The sequence below is a fragment of the Enterococcus sp. M-BR2 genome, from assembly GCF_056612775.1.
On the sequence record NZ_CM152743.1, the window covers coordinates 2,287,760 to 2,307,764 of the forward strand.

Consider the following 20,005-nt stretch of genomic DNA (forward strand, 5'->3'; position numbering starts at 1 on the left):
TTATTGACTTTTAAGGTCAGTGAGCGTACTATAACATCTTGTTTACTATAAATTTTCGACTATCATACTTGAAGTAAAATTGCGTGTAAAGGAGTTTAAAAATTGGATTACTTAAAAAGGTTGTTAGTAGGTAAGCCTTTAAAATCTGCTGAAAATGATGAGCACAAATTAACCCGTTTTGCTGCTTTGGCATTATTGTCGTCTGATGCGTTATCATCTATTGCATATGGTACGGAACAAATCGTTGTTGTTTTAGTCGCTTTGTCTGCTGCAGCTATCTGGTATTCGCTGCCCATTGCCGCTTTTGTTATTATTTTATTGATTTCCTTAACGCTATCATATCGTCAAATCATCCATGCTTATCCTCATGGCGGTGGAGCATATGTCGTCAGCAGTGAGAATCTTGGGAAGAATGCGGGCTTGATTTCCGGTGGCTCTTTATTGATCGACTACATGTTGACGGTAGCAGTATCTGTCTCAGCAGGTGCTGAAGCAATCACATCAGCGGTCCCAGCATTATACGGGCATCAAGTTGCTATTTCTGTGACAATCGTTTTACTACTGATGATGCTGAATCTTCGTGGTCTGAGAGAATCTGCATCGTTCCTGTTATTTCCGGTGTACACATTTATCCTTGTAATCTCGTTGCTAATCGTTGTTGGGTTATATAATATCGTGACAGGTGCTGTGCCATTGCAAGCTACTGCGTTGCCAGGGGCGGTTGTTCCAGGGGTTTCTATCGCCTTGATTTTACGAGCATTTTCTTCTGGTTCCTCCTCTTTGACTGGGGTTGAGGCTATCAGTAATGCCGTACCATTCTTCAAAAAGCCAAGAGCCAAAAATGCCGCTGCTACATTGACGATGATGGCCTTGATCTTAGGTTTCTTCTTCGTTGGAATCACATTTATCAATTATTGGTATGGAATCGTTCCAGAAAAAGAAGTCACTGTTTTGTCTCAAATCGGTAAAGCTGTCTTTGGACATGGTATTTTGTATTACGTCCTTCAATTTGCTACAGCGCTGATTTTAGCCGTTGCTGCCAATACCGGTTTTTCTGCTTTTCCAGTTCTTGCATACAATTTGGCAAAAGATAAATTCATGCCCCACATGTATCAAGATCGTGGGGATCGACTAGGCTATTCCAATGGGATTATCACACTAGCGCTAGGTTCAATCGTGTTGCTGTTTATTTTCCATGGCTCAACAGAACGCTTGATTCCGTTATACTCTATCGGCGTGTTCATTCCATTTGCTTTATCTCAAACAGGGATGGTCGTCAAATGGAAAAAAGAAGGAAAAAGATGGTTAAGCAAATCGATTGCCAATATTACAGGTGCGTTCATCTCATATGCAATCATTGCGATTTTGTTCGTCTATCGGTTAGGGGACATTTGGCCTTTCTTCATCATCATGCCAATCGTTATGTTCATTTTTTATAAGATCCATGATCATTATAAAAAAGTGGCAGAACAGCTTCGTTTAGAAAATGATGCAAAACTACATGACTATGACGGAAATACCGTTCTTGTATTAGTTGGGAATGTGACACGGGTGAATATCGGTGCGTTGAATTACGCACGTTCGATCGGTGATTATGTCGTTGCAATGCATGTTTCGCTAGACGAAGATGTCGAAAAAGAAAAAGAAATCGAAGCAGAATTTAAAAAGCATTTCCCAGATGTCCGTTTCTCAATCGTCCATTCTTCTTATCGCTCGATTGAAAATCCGATTATCCGGTATGTAGATATCGTAAGTAAAAATGCAGCGAAACAAAACTATACAACTACTGTGCTGATTCCTCAATTTGTACCAAACAGACGTTGGCAGAATATTCTCCATAACCAAACAAGTTTGCGGTTAAGATTGCGGTTGTCTTGGCGTGAAAATATCGTTATCAGCACCTATAGTTACCATTTGAAGAAATAAGTCCATCAAGAATCTGGGACACAAAGTAGTTTATTGAATATCATTTAAATAAAAAAGGTCGTAGCGCTCAAGCGCTACGACCTTTTTTTGTCTTGATTCATTCTGTCTGCGATTTTTTTGAAGCAGGATCTAGCCGTTTTTCCAAAATGCCTAAAAGCCAGTCTGTGATGATCGCCATTAATGCAGTTGGCAATGCACCGGCTAAAATAATCGATGTGCCATCTGTTGCATTGGTTCCTCGGATAATGATATCTCCAAGACCACCAGCACCGACGAATGCACCAATCGCGGTTATCCCGATGGCAACAACTAGCGCGTTTCTTATGCCTGCCATGATAACAGAAACAGAGAGTGGTAACTCTACCATGAACAGCCGTTGTCTAGCAGTCATCCCCATGCCTTTGCCGACATCCAGGATATTTTTGTCTACTTGGATCATCCCGGTGTACGTATTCTTGATAATGGGTAATAGGGAATATAAAAATACAGTAACAATCACGACATTGACTCCTAGACCTAATCCAATAATCAGAATGGAGATCATGGCTAAGGAAGGAATCGTCTGGATGATATTCGCCAAACGAATCACCCAGTTTGCTAATTTACGTCTCCTAGAAATCATGATCCCGACCGGAATCCCGACAACTGCTGCAAAGAGGACACCATAGATAGAAATCAGGAAGTGACGGATAAATTGTGCAAAGATATAGGAGCCATTTTCCTGGAAATAATAGAAAAATTGTTGAAAGACATTCATTTTATCCAATTGCTTCACTTCCCTTCAAAATAGTGGTTTTCTTGTAAGAAACGTTGTGCTACTACTGATGGTTCCACTAGATTATTATCTGCTTCGTAGTTCAATTCCTGCATTTTTTCCGTACTGATGGTATGACCTAACTTATTTAAGGCTTCTTTTAAATGAGGCGTATCAGCTAATACCTTGTTGTCTACAACTGGAGCAGCATCATATGGTGGGAAGAATTGACGATCATCTTCCAACATGACTAGATCATAACTGGCGATCCGTCCATCCGTAGAGTAGCCAAGAACAATATCCATTTTACCTGCTTCGACTGCATCGTAAACAAGTCCAATCTGCATAGGTAAGATCGAATTAAAAGAGAAACCATAAGTTTCCTGGAAGCCGTCGTAACCGTCTCCTTTACGATTGATCCAAGAAGTATCTACACCAGTTACTAATTCATCCGCTACATTTTTCAGATCGCTGACTTTAGATAGATGGTATTTTTGTGCGGTGTCTTTTCGAACAAGAAAGACATACGTATTTTCAAAACCATAGGATGGGAACCACGTTTGGTTATATCTTTTCTCAAATTCATCTTTCACGATTTCAAAAGCTTTTTTCGGATCTTTTTCAGGAGGAAGATTCAATGTAGTGGTTAAATCTGTTCCTGTGTAGCGAGCTGCTGAAATCGAAGCATCTCCGTTCATCATCGCTTGGTGGTTGATAGTTGTAGTAGCGAGATTGTTGATGATCGCTGTGTTTTTATCTGTATAGTGTTCAACCATCCCGGCAACTAGGCTTGCTAAGATCTGAGATTCAGAAGTGATCCCACCTGTGATCGAGATGGTGTCTTCATCTGTATTGCTGGCAAGTCCAGGGAAGGAACAACTTGCAAGTATAAGAAGAGAGAAAAGAACCATAGTCATTTTTAGTATACGTTTCATTCGTCATTCTCCTCTCTAAGTGCAATCGGTGTCAGCCGGTGTTCCAAGAGACCTAGAAGCCAATCAGCCAACAGAGCTAAAATCGTTACAGGGATCGTACCTGCCAAAATGAGATCTGGTTGGTAATTATTCAGTCCACTAAAAATCAAATCACCTAAACCACCAGCCCCGATATAAGAGGCAAGGGTAGCCCATGCAATCACGTAAACAGCAGCTAAACGAATGCCGGCCATGATCGTTGGCATAGCAATAGGCAGTTCGACGGAAAAAATGGATTGGAACTCAGTCATTCCCATCCCTTTTGCCACATCCCGATAATTCCAATCGACATTTTTCATCCCGATATACGTATTTCGTAGAATTGGCAATAATGAATAAATAAAGAGAGCGATGATCGCAGGTAATTTACCTACGCCAAATAGCGGGATCATCAATGCCAATAAAGCAAGAGAAGGGATTGTTTGCAAGGCGCTGGTTAAACCAATCACAATCGTAGCAGCTTTCGGAAAACGTGTCAGTAAGACACCAAGCGGTACAGCAATGATGATACCAATGATCAAAGCAAGTCCTGAAATATAAAGATGTTCAAAACCTTTTGAGAGAATTTCTGAACCGTGCTGATGAAAAAACTGCTGCATAGGTCAGACCTCCTTAGATTCTTCAGGAGTAGCTGACTCTGCAACATCAGTAGTTGCGGGGTCTTCTCCCCAAATCACATCGTAGACGATATCCACTAATGATGCGCGAGTCAAGATACCTACGACTTTGTTCTGTTCATCAACGACCGGCACGTATTTCAGCCCGCGTTTTAAAATGCGTTGCAAGGTATCACGAAGATAAGCGGATTTTTTTACGTAAAAAACATGTTTATTCAAAATGTCGCCTACACTGGATACTTTTCCTCGTTTTTTATTCAACGTTTCTACATCGATAAATCCTTTTAATACATTCGAATTATCGGTAACTAACAACGTATCTACACGTTTTTCCCTCATCAGTTTGATTGCTTCTTGTAATGATTTTTCCGGTGTAATCGTGATTGCTGTATTTAGCATAACTTCTCCGACTCTTGTCGCATTTGGTTTTGCTTGTAGTAAGCGATCTTCTCCAATCAATTCTTCTACAAAATCGTTTGCAGGATGACGTAAAATATTTTCTGGTGTATCGAATTGGATCACACGACCTTCACTCATGATGGCGATACGGCTTGCTAGTTTAATCGCTTCGTCCATGTCATGGGTTACAAATACGATCGTTTTTCCCAAGCGCTCTTGTAAATCTTTGACAAGGTCTTGCAAAGAATCGCGAGTGATGGGGTCAAGCGCACCGAATGGTTCGTCCATCAAGATGATATCTTGATTCGCTGCAAGGGCACGAACGACTCCAATACGCTGCTGCTGACCACCAGATAATTCATGTGGGTAGCGATCTAACATCTCACGGGGCAATTCCACAAGATCAATCATTTTTTCAGCTGTTTTATTTCGTTCTTCTTGACTGACTTTCAACAATTTTTGGACAAGAGTGATATTTTCACGGATCGTCATGTGAGGCATCAATCCAATACTTTGGATAACATAGCCTATCTGACGTCGCAATTCCACTGGATCAATTTCTTGGATGGATTTTCCATCAATCAAAATTTTCCCTTGTGTTGGATCAGTCATTCGGTTGATCATCCGCATTGTCGTCGTTTTTCCGCTCCCGCTCGTACCGATAAAACAAATGAACTCACCCTTTTCAAATGAAAGATTGACGTCCTCTACAGCAACTTTCCCACCTTTATAAATCTTTGACACATTTTGAAATTCAATCATGGTGCCACCTCTTTTTCTATTTTCAATGAAGAACTATCTATTACTAGTATGCCTAAAACAATAAAAAAATACAAATAGGGTAGTTTTTTTATTTAGGGAAATAAAAAGCTAGGATAAAAATGTGCTGATTTTGCCAACAGAACGAAAAACATGATAGAATGATGAAGCACATGATAGAAAGTGAGTGACGATATGTTAACAACAGAAGATTTTGATTTTGACTTGCCGGAAGAGTTGATCGCACAAACACCATTAAAAGACCGCGATCATTCTCGTTTACTTGTTTTGGATCGGAAAACTGGAGAAATGAAAGACAAGCATTTCCATGAAATCATTGAAGAATTACATCCTGGTGATGCGCTAGTCATGAATAATACACGAGTTCTGCCTGCTCGTTTATATGGAGAAAAACCAGATACTGGTGCTCATTTAGAAGTCCTTCTTCTAACGAATACAGAAGGAGATACGTGGGAGACATTGATCAAACCTGCGAAACGTGCCAAAGTTGGGACAAGAATCTCTTTTGGTGATGGCAGATTGCAAGCAGTAGTGAAAGAAGAATTGGAACACGGCGGACGGATCATTGACTTTGAGTATGAAGGAATTTTTCTAGAGATTCTTGAATCGTTGGGAGAAATGCCATTGCCTCCATATATCAAAGAACGTCTGGAAGACCCAGATCGCTATCAAACTGTCTATGCGAAAGAAAATGGTTCTGCTGCAGCGCCAACAGCGGGTTTGCATTTTACGAAAGAACTGCTTGATGAGATCGAAGCAAAGGGTGTTGAATTAGTCTATCTGACACTACACGTAGGGTTAGGCACATTCCGTCCTGTCAGCGTAGATAAGATCGAAGAACACCATATGCATAGTGAATTCTACCGTTTGACGGAAGAAGCAGCTGAGCGATTGAACCAAGTACGTAAAAACGGCGGGAAAATCGTGGCTGTCGGAACGACTTCGATTCGAACATTAGAAACGATTGGAACGAAATTCAATGGAGAAATCAAAGCAGACAGTGGATGGACCGATATTTTCATCACACCTGGCTATGAATTCAAAGTGGTGGAAGCTTTTTCAACCAATTTTCATTTGCCAAAATCAACTTTAGTCATGTTAGTAAGTGCTTTTGCCGGAAGAGAATTGACATTATCTGCTTATCAGCACGCGATTGACGAGCGCTATCGTTTCTTTAGTTTCGGAGATGCGATGTTCGTGAAATAAGACTGGTTAGAACGATCGTACTCTGAGTATGAAAAAGTCAAGAATATCTCCGTAAAAACAAAAAAAAGCTGCCGATTTTTTAACTGGCAGCTTTTTTCGATGCTTCTATTCGCAGATAATTATACAGTTGCGTTTCTGCTTTGAAACACGTGTTATTACTAGAAACTTCATTAACGAGTAATAACATTGAAGAAGTTAAGAACTATCTTTATGATACACCAACTTTTCAGCGACAATCGATCAATTTTTGTATGAAAAATGTAGTAAGATGCAAGTTAAAAGATAAGAAAAATGCGTACAAATAAGAAAAAGCCGAGCTCTCGATAAGCTCGGCTTTCTTGTATCTCGGAAGGATTCAAATAAACAGAAATGATTGTAACTTTCCATCATACATGCAAAGCACGGTGTTGAATTTCTTCATGTTAAACAAAAATTTTGTTTTCGTTACATCTTCAACATTTGAAACATCTCTTGTTCCTATTCAATTTTCAGACGTTTACGTTATTCAATTGTTACGTATCGCATTACTTCTTGTTTCGGATACTTCGTGATCCAAACATCCATACGCATTCACTATTTATAGGTTTGTACTCTACACGCATGTCTGGGTGAAACCTGTACTTCTAACAACTTTGTTTGCTTAGACTGTTCTATCGAGAAATTCTTCTGTTTATTTGATGGTATCCTCCTTCCTTACATCTATATAATAGCATCTTTTGGTAGCGTTTGCAAATATAAGTGCTTTGGATTTTATGCTTTCTTAACAAATAATCAATAAGCCCTTTGGTTGAAGTAATTAAAAAAAGGATGTTATAGTAAAATTAGTACCTTTTTTTGTACGAAGATTTTAAAGGAGGAAATAGGATGGAAGAATACAAGCAGACAATAGAAGAAGTAAGGAAGGTAACGGAAACAGATCCAGATACTGGGTTGTCTTCACAAGAAGTGGATGAACGACGAAAAAAGCAGGGATTGAATAAATTCGATGAGGTACCAAAAGAATCAATGATCAAAAAATTCTTTCGAAGCTTGTCGGATTTTACAACGATCGTACTTCTTATAGCAGCGATGATTTCCTTTTATACTGCATTTGCTACAGAGCATGGAGATTTATTTGAAGGACTGCTGATCATCGCTATCGTTGTGATCAACTCGGTATTGTCAATCGTCCAAGAAGGAAACGCAGAAAAAGCACTGGAATCCTTGCAAGATATGAATAAACAAACGGCAACTGTCATACGTGATGGCAAAGTGACCACTGTTGAGTCAGAGCAACTGGTGGTTGGTGATATTCTTGTTTTAGAGTCCGGTGATGCTATTTCTGCCGATGCCCGTTTGATCGAAGCATCCCAATTACGTGTAGAAGAATCGGTGCTGACTGGAGAAAGTGAAGCAGTCGAAAAAGATGCAGCATTCGTCGCAAAAGAAGATGAGTCATTAGGTGACCAACTTAATATGGTATTTAAAGGGTGTACGGTTGTTGCAGGTCGTGGGAAAGCCATCGTCACGGCTATTGGTATGGCTACTGAAATGGGTAAGATCGCGGATCTTTTGAACGAAAACACCATGCAAAAGACACCTTTACAGGTCCGGTTGAATCAGCTAGGCAAACGAATCAGTATGATCGCTTTAGCGGCTGCGGCTTTAGTATTTGTGATTGGTGAATTACAAGGAGAACCACTCCTTGAAATGTTCATGACTTCGATTTCCTTGGCTGTTGCAGCTGTACCGGAAACCTTGACTGTTATTGTTACGTTGACACTTGCATACGGTGTGCAGAAGATGGCGAGGAAACATGCGATTATCCGGCAGCTACCAGCAGTAGAGACTCTAGGAACTGCTAATGTTATCTGCTCAGACAAAACAGGAACGCTGACACAAAATGAAATGCGCGTCCGCCGAGTCTGGAGCAAAGACGATGAAGTAACGAATATCGAAGACTCAATGACGAACAGCGCGATGGAAATATTGAAAATGGCCGCACTATGTACAGATGTGACGGTCGAACAAGAAGATGACGACCTTGTTATCAAAGGTAATCCAACAGAGGTAGCCATCGTCAGGGCTGTTGAAGAGAATTATCATACAAAAGCAGAATTAGAAGAAAAATATCCACGAGTAAACGAGCTTCCTTTTGATTCTGAACGAAAAATGATGACAACGGTTCATCAAATGGGCGAAAAATACATCTCAATCACCAAGGGAGCATTCGATGTTCTGGCTCCGCGCTTTAGTTCAGGCGATGTAGAACAAGCAGCAATTGTTAATGATCGCTTTGGTAAACGGGCACTGAGAGTGATTGCTGTTGGTTATGCTACTTATGACGAAGAACCGCAAGATATTTCTTCTGAAGCATTGGAAAAAGACTTACGTTTGATTGGCCTGATCGGAATGATCGATCCACCACGTCCAGAAAGTAAAGGAGCAATCAAGCGAGCGAAAAAGGCCGGCATCAAAACAGTCATGATCACTGGAGATCATGTGGTAACTGCCAGTGCCATAGCGAAAGAATTAGGTATCTTGAATGATCCGTCAGAAGCACTCTCAGGATCAGAACTGCATCAATTATCAGACGAAGAATTAGATGCGCGTGTCAAAGCTCTCTCTGTCTATGCTCGGGTAACGCCAGAAGACAAGATCCGGATCGTCAAATCTTGGCAACGTACGGGTGCAGTCGTAGCGATGACTGGTGATGGTGTGAATGATGCACCAGCGTTGAAAGCAAGTAACGTCGGATGTGCTATGGGGATCACAGGGACAGACGTGGCGCAAAGTGCCGCAGATATGATTCTGACGGATGACAACTTTGCGACGATCGTCGATGCTGTCAGTCAAGGACGCTCGGTTTATCAGAATATTCGTAAAGCAATCAACTTTTTGCTAAGTTGCAACATTTCGGAGATTTTTATTGTTTTGATTGCGATGCTGTTAGGTTGGGGCGCACCATTCACAGCTGTACAGTTACTGTTTGTCAATGTAGTTGCCGATGGACTTCCAGGATTTGCTTTAGGAAGAGAACCAGCAGAACACGGCATCATGGATCAGCCTCCTATTCCGAAAAACGAAGGGATCTTTGCTCGAGGCTTATTGCAAAAAATCGCCATAAACGCAGGGGTCTTCACCATCGTAACTTTGTTTGGTTATTATTTAGGTAGTTATGTCGATACTATCAGCCCATGGGTAGACGCAAGTCAACATGTCGGTCAAACAGTTGCATTCTTGATCTTAGCTTACTCATCAATTTTGCATGTGTTCAATGTACGCAGCAGTCAATCGATCTTCAAAGTCAATTTAGCAACAAATAAAGCGTTGTTTGAAATGGCGTTACTGGCATTAGCTATTACAACGGCTGTTGCTTTGCTGCCGTTTACGCAAGAACTATTCGGCCTAGTACACATCAGTTTGAATCACTGGTTCTTGGTAGGGATTTTGTCTATCGTACCAATCGCGGTCAATGAACTGATCAAGTTCCACCGATTGCCGGAAGCAGAAGAAGAGGAATGATCAACTGTTTCTAAGTTGATTTTCTTTTTACTGGAACTATACAAAAAAGGAGGCGTGACATGAATGTTGTCACACCTCCTTTTTTGCTAATAGGCTGAATGTTTCTTTTACTGCCTCTTGATAAACGGTGTTCTCCTGCCAACCCTTCGGTCACAAGTCACGATATTCATCAAACATGAGAAACTGTTTTTTGTGACTCGGAATTAAACGGCAGGCTCACACTCTCTTTTAAATATCTTTTGGCAATTGTTCATAAAATGCTGCTTTTGTTGCAGAAATGTATGGGCTGAGCCATAGATAACCGATACCAGCAGTTGCTAATGCTAAGATATGCCAGCCGATAAATGAAAGATCTAACCAGAAAAGTTTTCCTTTGTAACCATCCATCAATTTTCGACTTGCGGTGATTGTATCCAGTACTTTAGGCGTTTGGCCTGTTTCTTGGACGATATCATAATAGATAAAATAGCTTTGAGAATAAGAATAGCTTTTAATGATTCCAGGAATAACTAATAACAAACCCCATAATGTTGTAAAGATTGAAATCAACACAGCTAAACCGATCACTCCGCCGATAAACAAACCTTTGAATCCACGAAATGCATCTTTGAATGGTTCAATCTGATCTTTTTGACCACGTAAAACATCAAGATAAGTCCAAGAAATACCACTCATGAACAAAGCGCTGATAATGCTAGAAATAATTCCACCACCACCTCCTGAACTACCGCTTCCTGATGCCATCGCATCTGAGACGTTCGCTGATCCATCATATGTGGCAATAGCAAACAAGATAATAGGAATCATAATAAGAAGAATAGCAACAATACCAATCAATGTAGGGATTAGATTTAATAAAACAGCTTGACCCCACCGACCTTTTAAACTCTCTTTTGCTTGGCGTTTTAATTCTGCAGAAGATTGCATGATTTTCCCCTCCTTTCTTTCATAAAACCAATATACCATGTATCAAAAAATATTTCTGTCATAATGTTTTTTTCTTTTTTGTTATTCATGAAAAAAAGATAAAAAAAAGAATATTAAATAAAGTAGAAGGAAGCCGAGGGAACTTGCAAAAAGTACTTGAAACGATTATGATGGTGGGAGTTGTCAAGATATTTTATATAGAAAGTAGGGAAATGAATGACGCAACCTGCCATTCGCTATCGTTTAATCAAGAAAGAAAAACATACTGGCGCGCGTTTAGGGGAATTGATCACGCCGCACGGAACTTTTCCCACACCAATGTTCATGCCAGTAGGAACATTAGCTACAGTAAAAACAATGTCCCCAGAAGAGTTGAAAGAAATGGGTGCTGGCGTTATTTTAAGTAATACATATCATTTATGGCTACGCCCTGGTGAAGACTTAGTAGAAGAAGCTGGCGGACTGCATAAATTTATGAACTGGGATCAACCGATTTTAACAGATTCAGGCGGCTTTCAAGTTTTTTCATTAAGTGATATGCGGAATATCGAAGAAGAAGGCGTGCATTTCAAAAACCACTTGAACGGTTCGCGTATGTTTTTATCACCAGAAAAAGCAATCAACATACAAAATAAATTGGGCTCTGATATCATGATGAGTTTTGACGAATGTCCACCATTCGATGAAAGTTACGACTACGTGAAAAAATCAGTAGAACGTACGTCTCGATGGGCAGAACGAGGATTGAAAGCTCATGCTAACCCAGACCGTCAAGGATTATTTGGAATCATCCAAGGCGCAGGATTTGAAGATCTTCGTCGTCAAAGCGCGAAAGATCTAGTCGGCATGGATTTCCCTGGTTACTCAATCGGCGGGTTATCTGTCGGGGAACCTAAATCAGAAATGAATCGTGTGTTAGAATTCACTACACCGTTGATTCCCGAAAACAAACCACGTTACTTGATGGGTGTCGGTGCTGCTGATTCATTGATCGATGGTGTTATCCGTGGAGTAGACATGTTTGACTGTGTCTTGCCTACTCGAATCGCTCGAAATGGCACATGCATGACTTCTCAAGGCCGTCTAGTAGTGAAAAATGCGAAATATGCCCATGATTTCCGTCCAATTGATGAGAAATGTGATTGTTACACATGTAAAAACTATACACGTGCATATATCCGCCATTTGATCAAATGTGATGAAACATTTGGTATTCGTTTGACTTCTTACCATAATTTATACTTCTTGTTGAATTTAATGAAACAAGTACGTCAAGCGATCATGGATGATAATTTGCTTGAATTTAGAGAAGCCTTTTTTGAAGAATACGGGTTCAATAAAGAAAACGCAAAAAGTTTCTAAAGGAAAATCTTTTAAAAATTAAGTAAAAAACTAGTGTTAGCAGCATTTTTCTGCTAAAGTGTTTTTTGTAGATACAGAATTAGTGAGGTGAAAAAAATGGGATCATTACCAATGCTTGTGATGTTTATCGCGCTATTAGCAATGTGGTTTTTTATGTCACGTTCGCAAAAGAAACAACAGCAAGAACGTCAAAACTTGTTAGATAGCATGAAACCAGGTGATTCAGTCGTAACGATTGGCGGATTACACGGAGTTGTTTCAGAAATCGACAATGATAAACGGACAGTCGTTTTAGACTGCGAAGGGATCTTCCTTGAGTACGATCGTGCAGCAATCAAAACGGTCAAACCAGGGACTGTCGTAACAAATGATGCAACAACGACTGTTGAAACAACAGAAGAACCAGCTGATACAGTTGAAGTAAAAACTGAAACAACAGAAACGCTGGAAGAGACAGAAGAGAAGAAAGAAAAATAAGTATCAAAGCTTATTTAAAGACGAGGTAGGGCAGAAAGATGTCCTACCTCGTTTTTTGTTCAAAAAAGAAAGAGATAAGAGCATGGGATACATTGCTCAATATTGAATAATCGGGTGTGTCATATAAATAATAATAAATAACTTTATATATTTTTCTATACAAATACTTGTAAATAAAGCAATTTTGTATTTAAAAATAACTGTGAAAAAAATCACAAAAAAGTGTTTACATAGAAAAACAAATATTGTATGATATACATGTGAATGATTTAACAAATAACCATGACCCATTAGGAGGATAATGATGGCTAAAGTAATGGAAAAAGAAAAAACGAAGACAATTGACGTACAAGCAATGATTGATGGTTTGGCAGAAAAAGCAAATGTAGCATTGAAAGAAATGGAAAGCTTTGATCAAGAAAAAGTAGACCATATCGTGCATGAAATGGCAATGGCAGCTTTAGATCAACATATGCCATTAGCAAAGATGGCTGTGGAAGAAACAGGTCGCGGTGTTTACGAAGATAAAGCAATCAAAAATATGTATGCGTCCGAATATATTTGGCATAATATCAAACATGATAAAACAGTTGGTGTAATCAACGAAGATGTCCAAAAAGGATTGATTGAAATTGCTGAACCAGTCGGTGTGGTTTGCGGAGTAACTCCAACAACGAATCCGACTTCCACAACGATTTTCAAATCAATGATCGCGTTGAAAACAAGAAATCCAATCGTTTTTGCTTTCCATCCAAGTGCCCAAAAATCTTCTGCAGAAGCAGCACGAGTGGTACGTGATGCTGCTATCGCTGCCGGAGCTCCTGAAAATTGTATCCAATGGATCGAACATCCTTCGATCGAAGCGACTTCTATGCTAATGAACCATCCAGGTATCGCGATCGTCCTAGCGACAGGTGGAGCTGGAATGGTCAAGTCTGCTTACTCTACAGGAAAACCAGCTTTAGGTGTAGGTCCAGGTAACGTACCAGCTTATATTGAAAAAACAGCAAAAATCAAACGTGCAGTGAACGATTTGATCGTTTCGAAAACATTTGATAATGGGATGATCTGTGCTTCTGAACAAGCTGTGATCGTGGACAAAGAAATCTATGCAGCAGTAAAAGCGGAATTCCAAGCACACCAAGTTTATATCGTAAAACAAGATGAATTGCAAAAATTGGAAGATGCAGTGATGAACGAAGGAAAATATGCGGTCAATCCATCGATCGTTGGACATTCTGCGATGGAAATCGCCAAATTAGCAGGAATCAGTGTACCAAAAGGAACGAAAATGCTGATTGCTGAATTGGAAGGCGTAGGACCAGATTATCCGCTATCAAGAGAAAAACTTTCTCCAGTTCTTGCCATGATCAAAGCTAACAACACGGACCATGCGTTTGATTTGTGTGAAGGTATGTTGAATCTTGGAGGATTAGGACATACAGCAGTTATCCATTCAGAAAACGAAGAGTTGCATGTCAAATTCGGTCTTCGAATGAAAGCTTGTCGTATTTTAGTGAATACACCATCTGCAGAAGGCGGTATCGGTGATATCTATAACGAAATGATTCCGTCATTGACTTTGGGATGCGGTTCTTATGGTAAGAACTCTGTTTCTCGTAACGTCTCTGCTGTAAACTTAATCAATGTCAAAACTGTAGCGAAACGGAGAAATAACATGCAATGGTTCAAATTACCGCCAAAAATCTTCTTTGAAAAGAATTCTCTATTGTACTTAGAGAAAATGGAAAATGTTGAACGTGTCATGATCGTTTGTGACCCAGGTATGGTCCAATTTGGTTACTGCGATACAGTTCGTGAAGTATTGTCACGACGCAAAAATGATGTGAAAATCGAAGTCTTCTCAGAGGTTGAACCGAATCCATCGACAAATACCGTATACGCAGGAACGAAATTGATGGCAGACTTCAAGCCGGATACAGTAATTGCTCTGGGAGGCGGTTCTGCAATGGACGCAGCTAAGGGAATGTGGATGTTCTATGAACACCCAGACACATCTTTCTTCGGTGCAAAACAAAAATTCTTGGATATCCGTAAACGGACATACAAGATCGATAAACCAGAAAAGACACAATTCGTGTGTATCCCGACAACATCAGGAACTGGTTCTGAAGTAACACCATTTGCGGTCATCACTGACAGTGAAACACATGTGAAATATCCGTTGGCAGATTATGCATTGACACCGGATGTCGCAATCGTCGATCCTCAATTCGTCATGTCAGTTCCAGCATCTGTCACAGCAGATACAGGAATGGATGTGTTGACACATGCAATTGAATCTTATGTTTCAGTCATGGCTTCAGACTATACACGCGGATTGAGTCTGCAAGCAATCAAATTAGTCTTTGACTATTTAGAAAAATCAGTGAAAACACCTGATATGGAATCACGTGAAAAAATGCACAACGCTTCTACAATGGCTGGTATGGCGTTTGCTAACGCATTCCTAGGTATTTGTCACTCAGTCGCACATAAAATCGGTGGGGAATACGGGATCCCTCATGGACGGACAAATGCGATTCTTTTACCGCATATTATCCGCTACAATGCAAAAGATCCACAAAAACATGCGATGTTCCCTAAATATGACTATTTCCGTGCAGATACAGATTACGCAGATATTGCAAAATTCTTAGGTCTGAAAGGCGAAACAACAGAGGAATTAGTCGAAGCTTTAGCAACTGCTGTTTATGAATTAGGAAAATCTGTCGGCATCAACATGAGTCTAAAAGCTCAAGGAGTCACACAAGAAACACTAGATACAACCGTAGACCGTATGGCTGAATTAGCTTACGAAGACCAATGTACGACAGCTAATCCGAAAGAACCATTGATCTCTGAATTGAAACAGATCATCATTGATGCTTACAATGGATAAGCAAAAGAAAGCATAGAAAAGAGATAAAAAAATAGATGAAAAAGAACTTGGAAAACGTTGTTTCTCCAAGTTCTTTTTTTGTTTTCTAAGTATTTGAAAGTTACTTTTGTTATTTAACGTTTAGGTCAATTTTAGACAGTTTTTGTTCAAAAAGCGATATTTATAGTGAACGGTATTACTGCTATATTAAGGATATAAAATGAAAGCGTTTAAAAAGGTGGCATAAAGATGATTATTAAAGAAGAGATTTTTGTACCTAAAGAATTAGTGAAAGAAAAAATTGACCTGCTCGTTGAAAACCTGACAACGATCAAAGACGATAACGGTGAATTTTTATTGGACTTTGATGGATTGAAAGTAGATGACAAAAGCTGGACAGTATGGAATTGGCCACAAGGTGTCGGATTATACGGTATTTATAAAAATTACCAGATGACAAAAAATCCTCGCGCTTATCAAGTAGTCAATGAATGGTTTGAAGATCGGATGGAAGAAGGCGCTCCGCCAAAAAATGTCAATACAATGGCCCCATTGTTGACGATGGCTTACTTGTATGAAGACACGAAAGATTCACGCTATTTGCCTTATTTAGAACAATGGGCAGAATGGGTCATGAATGACATGCCTCGGACAAATGAAGAGGGGTTGCAACATGCCACATATGGACCGGAAAATAAGAATCAGTTGTGGGACGATACATTGATGATGACAGTGCTTCCTTTGGCAAAAATCGGGAAACTGTTGAATCGCCCAGAATATTTAGAAGAAGCTCGTTACCAGTTTATGATCCATATCAAATACTTGATGGATAAACGAACAGGGTTGTGGTATCACGGCTGGACGTTTGAAGGAAATCATAACTATGCCGAAGCATTTTGGGCTCGTGGAAACTGCTGGTTGACGATTGCTATTCCAGAGATCATTGAAATCTTAGAACTATCGAAAGAAGATGCATTGCGCAAGTTGTTGATTGAAACACTTGAAGCACAAGTGCGCGCATTAAAAACTTATCAATCTGAAAGCGGTTTATGGCATACGTTGTTGGATGATCCTTCTTCTTACGTAGAATCTTCTGCAACTGCAGGATTTGCTTACGGTATTTTGAAAGCGGTCCATAAACGTTATTTGCCGCAAGAATATAAAGAAGTCGCTTATCGTGCTATCCAAGGATTACTTGAACAAATTGATGAAAAAGGAGAAGTCCAAAACGTTTCAATCGGGACAGGAATGGGGGATAGTTTAGATTTTTATCGGAATATCGGAATCACAGCAATGCCTTATGGACAGTCGTTAACGGTGCTTTGTTTGACAGAATTGCTCGTCTCTTATTGTTAAAAGAAAGGAAACCCATATGAAAAAAACATCACTGCTGTTTGCAGCAAGTTCGCTTAGCCTAGGTCTGCTAGGTCTAAGCGGCTGCGGAAATAATTCTAGTGTGGCAACTGTCGCAGATGCAGACGTAAATGAGACAGTTACCTTGCGCTTTGCTTATGCAAGCAACAGCCAGCCGGTAATTGATGCAATGAATGAATTTGGGCGTTTAGTAAAAGAAAAAACAGATGGTTCCGTACAGATCCAGTATTTCCCAGATGGACAACTGGGTGGAGAACGTGAACTAATCGAATTGACACAGTCAGGAGCAGTAGATTTCACAAAAGTAAGTGCCTCAGCGTTGGAAAGTTTCTCTAAAGATTATTCGATTTTTTCAGTTACTTATCTATTCAATGATGAAGAACATTTCTTTAAGGTGATGGATAATGAAGAAATAATGGAACCAATCTACCAATCGACCAAAAATTTAGGGTTTACCGGATTGACCTATTATGATTCTGGTCAGCGCAGCTTTTATATGGTAGACGGTCCGATCCATACGCCGGAAGATTTGAAGGGAAAGAAGATCCGTGTGATGCAAAGTGAAACAGCTATTAAAATGGTCGAGCTTTTAGGTGGTTCGCCAGTTCCTATGGGAAGTGATGAAGTGTACACGTCTCTTCAATCCAATTTGATCAACGGATCAGAAAACAATGAATTTGTCTTGTATACAGCTGGACATGGTGGGGTAGCTAAATACTATTCTTATGATGAGCATACACGTGTGCCCGATATCATCATCATGAATGATGCTATCAAAGAACAGCTAACTGCTGAACAGGAAAAAGCGATTGAAGAAGCAGCAAAAGAATCGACGGTTTTTGAAATCGAAGCTTTTGCCAGAGCAATTGAAGAAGAGAAAGCTTTAGCACAAGAAGAACATGGAGTTCAATTCAATGATGTAGATAATACACCGTTTCGAGAGGCAGTCGCACCGCTTCATGATACATTCAAAAACGATCCTGCCTACAAAGACCTTTATCAAAAGATCCAAGAGCAAGGAGCGTAGCTGTAATGAAAATGATTTTAAATAAGGTGTTAGAGATCCTAGGAGCTATTTTGCTTGTTGGGATGGTCGCTGTCGTTTTATGGCAAGTATTTTCCAGAACGGTTTTAGGAAATCCGAATACGGTGACAGAAGAGCTTGTCCGATTCGGACTTGTCTGGTTTGCTATATTGTCTTCTGCGTATGTTGTGGGACAAAAAGCACATCTAGCCGTAACGGTTTTAAGTGAAAAATTATCTGGTAAAAAAAGTAAAATTTTAGAAGTCGTTGTTCAAAGTTTGTTTCTGGTATTTGCTACGATGATCATGGTGTATGGCGGATGGAATGCTGTCACGTTGACAATGGGGCAGATCTCGCCTTCTTTAAGCATTCCGATGGGGTACGTCTATTTGTCAGTACCTGTCTCAGGGATACTCATCATTATCTATAGTCTGATCAATCTAATCGATACATTAAGCAACAAGCCAGCAATTCAAGAAAAAATATAAAAATGGAGGAATAAAATGGCAATAGAAGCCGGATTAGTGTTATTTTTTGTATTTGTCGTGTTGCTTGTATTAGGGATGCCGATTGCTATAAGTATTGCATTCTCATCAATGATGACTTTATTGTTAGTTATACCGTTTGATGTTTCTGCTTTTAGTTCAGCTCAAAAAATGGTGGGAAGTATCAACAGTTTTTCGCTCATCGCTATTCCGTTTTTTGTTCTTTCAGGTATTATCATGAATAATGGAGGGATAGCCAAGAAACTAGTGGATTTTGCGATGTTGTTCGTCGGACGTGTACCGGGGGCTTTGGCTCATACGAATGTGTTAGGGAATGCTTTATTTGGTTCCATCTCTAGCTCAGCCATTGCCGCTTCTACCGCGATTGGCGGAGTCTTGATCCCTCAGCAAGTGGAAGAAGGATATGACCGGAAGTTTGCGACAGCAGTCAACATCGCGTCAGCTCCGACAGGTATGGTCATTCCTCCAAGTACTGCTTTTATCATGTATTCACTTGTTGCTGGTGGTACTTCGATTTCTGCTTTGTTTATGGGAGGGTATCTCGTAGGTATTTTTTGGTCATTAGGGATCATGCTAGTAGCATTCATCGTTGCTAAAAAGAATAAATACCCTGTTGTTGAAAAAGGGCAGATGGCTCATGCTGGAAAAATAATAAAAGAGGCGATTCCTAGTCTTCTATTGATTGTCATCATTATCGGTGGTATCTTGACCGGGATATTTACAGCAGTAGAAGCTTCAGCGATAGCTGTCATTTACTCCCTGTTGATTGCTATGTTCTACTATAAGACGGTAAAACTCAAAGATATACCTAATATGTTGTTTCAATCGGTAGCGATGTCAGGGACAATCATGTTCTTATTAGCTACTTCTTCCATGATGTCTTTTGCCATGGCATTTACTGGTATTCCTCAGGCAATCAGTTCGTTGATTATGGGGGTAACGGATAATAAACTAGTTATTCTGCTGTTAGTCAATCTCGTTTTGTTACTTGTGGGGATGTTTATGGATGTAGCGCCTGCTATCTTAATTTTTACACCAATATTTTTACCAATCGTCACAAGTGCAGGGGTTGATCCTGTACATTACGGGTTGTTTTCAATCATGAATCTGTGTGTAGGCTCAATTACACCTCCTGTGGGTACAGGGCTATATGTCGGTGCAAGTGTAGGAGGCGTAAAAGCAGAGGCAATGCTGAAACCACTTCTTCCGTTTTATGGGATTATCCTAGTCGTCTTGTTTTTGATTACCTATTTCCCGCAAATCGTCATGTGGCTACCCAATATGCTGAGTTAGG

General features: G+C 40.0%; 15 protein-coding genes. 10 read left to right on the forward strand and 5 right to left on the reverse strand.

What is annotated here, in order from left to right; genetic code table 11:
* Positions 1-102 precede the first annotated feature (102 nt).
* Positions 103-1,926 carry an APC family permease gene (locus tag AC1F25_RS11155; protein ID WP_002309748.1) on the forward strand — a complete coding sequence of 608 codons (1,824 nt, stop codon included), beginning with the start codon at positions 103-105 and terminating at the stop codon, positions 1,924-1,926.
* 97 nt (positions 1,927-2,023) lie between these two features.
* Here the strand turns inward: AC1F25_RS11155 and AC1F25_RS11160 are convergent, their stop codons facing one another.
* The 4 genes from AC1F25_RS11160 to AC1F25_RS11175 are packed head-to-tail and all read right to left on the reverse strand — an operon-like array spanning position 2,024 to position 5,432.
* Entirely contained in the window at positions 2,024-2,701 is a 678-nt protein-coding gene (locus AC1F25_RS11160) for an ABC transporter permease (protein ID WP_002316601.1), read from the reverse strand.
* Positions 2,698-3,615 (reverse strand): osmoprotectant ABC transporter substrate-binding protein, encoded by a 918-nt coding sequence (locus AC1F25_RS11165; RefSeq protein WP_479994111.1) that lies wholly within the window; start codon positions 3,613-3,615, stop codon positions 2,698-2,700. The genes AC1F25_RS11160 and AC1F25_RS11165 overlap by 4 nt, the downstream gene beginning before the upstream one ends.
* Entirely contained in the window at positions 3,612-4,253 is a 642-nt protein-coding gene (locus AC1F25_RS11170; protein WP_002313982.1) for an ABC transporter permease, read from the reverse strand. The genes AC1F25_RS11165 and AC1F25_RS11170 overlap by 4 nt, the downstream gene beginning before the upstream one ends.
* 3 nt (positions 4,254-4,256) lie before the next feature.
* Complete coding sequence (locus AC1F25_RS11175; RefSeq protein WP_002309744.1) at positions 4,257-5,432, reverse strand: betaine/proline/choline family ABC transporter ATP-binding protein; 1,176 nt, start codon at positions 5,430-5,432, stop codon at positions 4,257-4,259.
* Between the two features lie 192 nt (positions 5,433-5,624).
* On the opposite strand from AC1F25_RS11175, the gene queA reads away from it, so the two are divergent.
* Positions 5,625-6,656: a tRNA preQ1(34) S-adenosylmethionine ribosyltransferase-isomerase QueA gene (gene queA / locus AC1F25_RS11180; protein WP_002293403.1), complete on the forward strand. Its 1,032-nt coding sequence runs from the start codon at positions 5,625-5,627 to the stop codon at positions 6,654-6,656.
* 864 nt (positions 6,657-7,520) lie between these two features.
* On the forward strand, positions 7,521-10,160 hold the full coding sequence (locus tag AC1F25_RS11185; protein ID WP_002309742.1) for a cation-translocating P-type ATPase: 2,640 nt from the start codon (positions 7,521-7,523) through the stop codon (positions 10,158-10,160).
* Positions 10,161-10,388: 228 nt separating this feature from the next.
* On the opposite strand, the gene AC1F25_RS11190 is transcribed toward AC1F25_RS11185, so the two are convergent.
* Positions 10,389-11,087 carry a DUF975 family protein gene (locus tag AC1F25_RS11190; protein WP_002293400.1) on the reverse strand — a complete coding sequence of 233 codons (699 nt, stop codon included), beginning with the start codon at positions 11,085-11,087 and terminating at the stop codon, positions 10,389-10,391.
* 216 nt (positions 11,088-11,303) lie between these two features.
* Here AC1F25_RS11190 and tgt point away from each other — a divergent pair, with 216 nt between their 5' ends.
* The 7 genes from tgt to AC1F25_RS11225 all read left to right on the forward strand — a co-directional run bounded on the left by tgt (position 11,304) and on the right by AC1F25_RS11225 (position 20,004).
* Positions 11,304-12,449 carry a tRNA guanosine(34) transglycosylase Tgt gene (gene tgt / locus AC1F25_RS11195; RefSeq protein ID WP_002294183.1) on the forward strand — a complete coding sequence of 382 codons (1,146 nt, stop codon included), beginning with the start codon at positions 11,304-11,306 and terminating at the stop codon, positions 12,447-12,449.
* 96 nt (positions 12,450-12,545) lie between these two features.
* Positions 12,546-12,926, forward strand: coding sequence for a preprotein translocase subunit YajC (gene yajC, locus AC1F25_RS11200; protein WP_002320627.1), 381 nt, complete (start codon positions 12,546-12,548; stop codon positions 12,924-12,926).
* A gap of 304 nt (positions 12,927-13,230) precedes the next feature.
* Positions 13,231-15,828 carry a bifunctional acetaldehyde-CoA/alcohol dehydrogenase gene (adhE, locus tag AC1F25_RS11205; protein WP_002344714.1) on the forward strand — a complete coding sequence of 866 codons (2,598 nt, stop codon included), beginning with the start codon at positions 13,231-13,233 and terminating at the stop codon, positions 15,826-15,828.
* 228 nt (positions 15,829-16,056) lie between these two features.
* Positions 16,057-17,163: a beta-galactosidase BglB gene (gene bglB, locus AC1F25_RS11210; RefSeq protein ID WP_002309738.1), complete on the forward strand. Its 1,107-nt coding sequence runs from the start codon at positions 16,057-16,059 to the stop codon at positions 17,161-17,163.
* A 16-nt stretch (positions 17,164-17,179) separates the two neighbouring features.
* Entirely contained in the window at positions 17,180-18,208 is a 1,029-nt protein-coding gene (locus tag AC1F25_RS11215; protein WP_151668852.1) for a TRAP transporter substrate-binding protein, read from the forward strand.
* A 5-nt stretch (positions 18,209-18,213) separates the two neighbouring features.
* Positions 18,214-18,693 carry a TRAP transporter small permease gene (locus tag AC1F25_RS11220; RefSeq protein ID WP_151668851.1) on the forward strand — a complete coding sequence of 160 codons (480 nt, stop codon included), beginning with the start codon at positions 18,214-18,216 and terminating at the stop codon, positions 18,691-18,693.
* 15 nt (positions 18,694-18,708) lie between these two features.
* Positions 18,709-20,004, forward strand: a complete 1,296-nt coding sequence (locus AC1F25_RS11225; RefSeq protein WP_002313984.1) for a TRAP transporter large permease — start codon at positions 18,709-18,711, stop codon at positions 20,002-20,004.
* Position 20,005: the final 1 nt, after the last annotated feature.

Excerpts from the sequence above, each read along its gene's own strand:
- AC1F25_RS11165 (WP_479994111.1), bottom strand. The coding sequence starts at position 3,615 with ATGAAACGTATACTAAAAATGACTATGGTTCTTTTCTCTCTTCTTATA.
- adhE (WP_002344714.1), top strand. The coding sequence starts at position 13,231 with ATGGCTAAAGTAATGGAAAAAGAAAAAACGAAGACAATTGACGTACAA.
- tgt (WP_002294183.1), top strand. The coding sequence starts at position 11,304 with ATGACGCAACCTGCCATTCGCTATCGTTTAATCAAGAAAGAAAAACAT.
- yajC (WP_002320627.1), top strand. The coding sequence starts at position 12,546 with ATGGGATCATTACCAATGCTTGTGATGTTTATCGCGCTATTAGCAATG.
- AC1F25_RS11185 (WP_002309742.1), top strand. The coding sequence starts at position 7,521 with ATGGAAGAATACAAGCAGACAATAGAAGAAGTAAGGAAGGTAACGGAA.
- AC1F25_RS11190 (WP_002293400.1), bottom strand. The coding sequence starts at position 11,087 with ATGCAATCTTCTGCAGAATTAAAACGCCAAGCAAAAGAGAGTTTAAAA.
- AC1F25_RS11225 (WP_002313984.1), top strand. The coding sequence starts at position 18,709 with ATGGCAATAGAAGCCGGATTAGTGTTATTTTTTGTATTTGTCGTGTTG.
- queA (WP_002293403.1), top strand. The coding sequence starts at position 5,625 with ATGTTAACAACAGAAGATTTTGATTTTGACTTGCCGGAAGAGTTGATC.
- bglB (WP_002309738.1), top strand. The coding sequence starts at position 16,057 with ATGATTATTAAAGAAGAGATTTTTGTACCTAAAGAATTAGTGAAAGAA.
- AC1F25_RS11170 (WP_002313982.1), bottom strand. The coding sequence starts at position 4,253 with ATGCAGCAGTTTTTTCATCAGCACGGTTCAGAAATTCTCTCAAAAGGT.
- AC1F25_RS11215 (WP_151668852.1), top strand. The coding sequence starts at position 17,180 with ATGAAAAAAACATCACTGCTGTTTGCAGCAAGTTCGCTTAGCCTAGGT.
- AC1F25_RS11175 (WP_002309744.1), bottom strand. The coding sequence starts at position 5,432 with ATGATTGAATTTCAAAATGTGTCAAAGATTTATAAAGGTGGGAAAGTT.
- AC1F25_RS11220 (WP_151668851.1), top strand. The coding sequence starts at position 18,214 with ATGAAAATGATTTTAAATAAGGTGTTAGAGATCCTAGGAGCTATTTTG.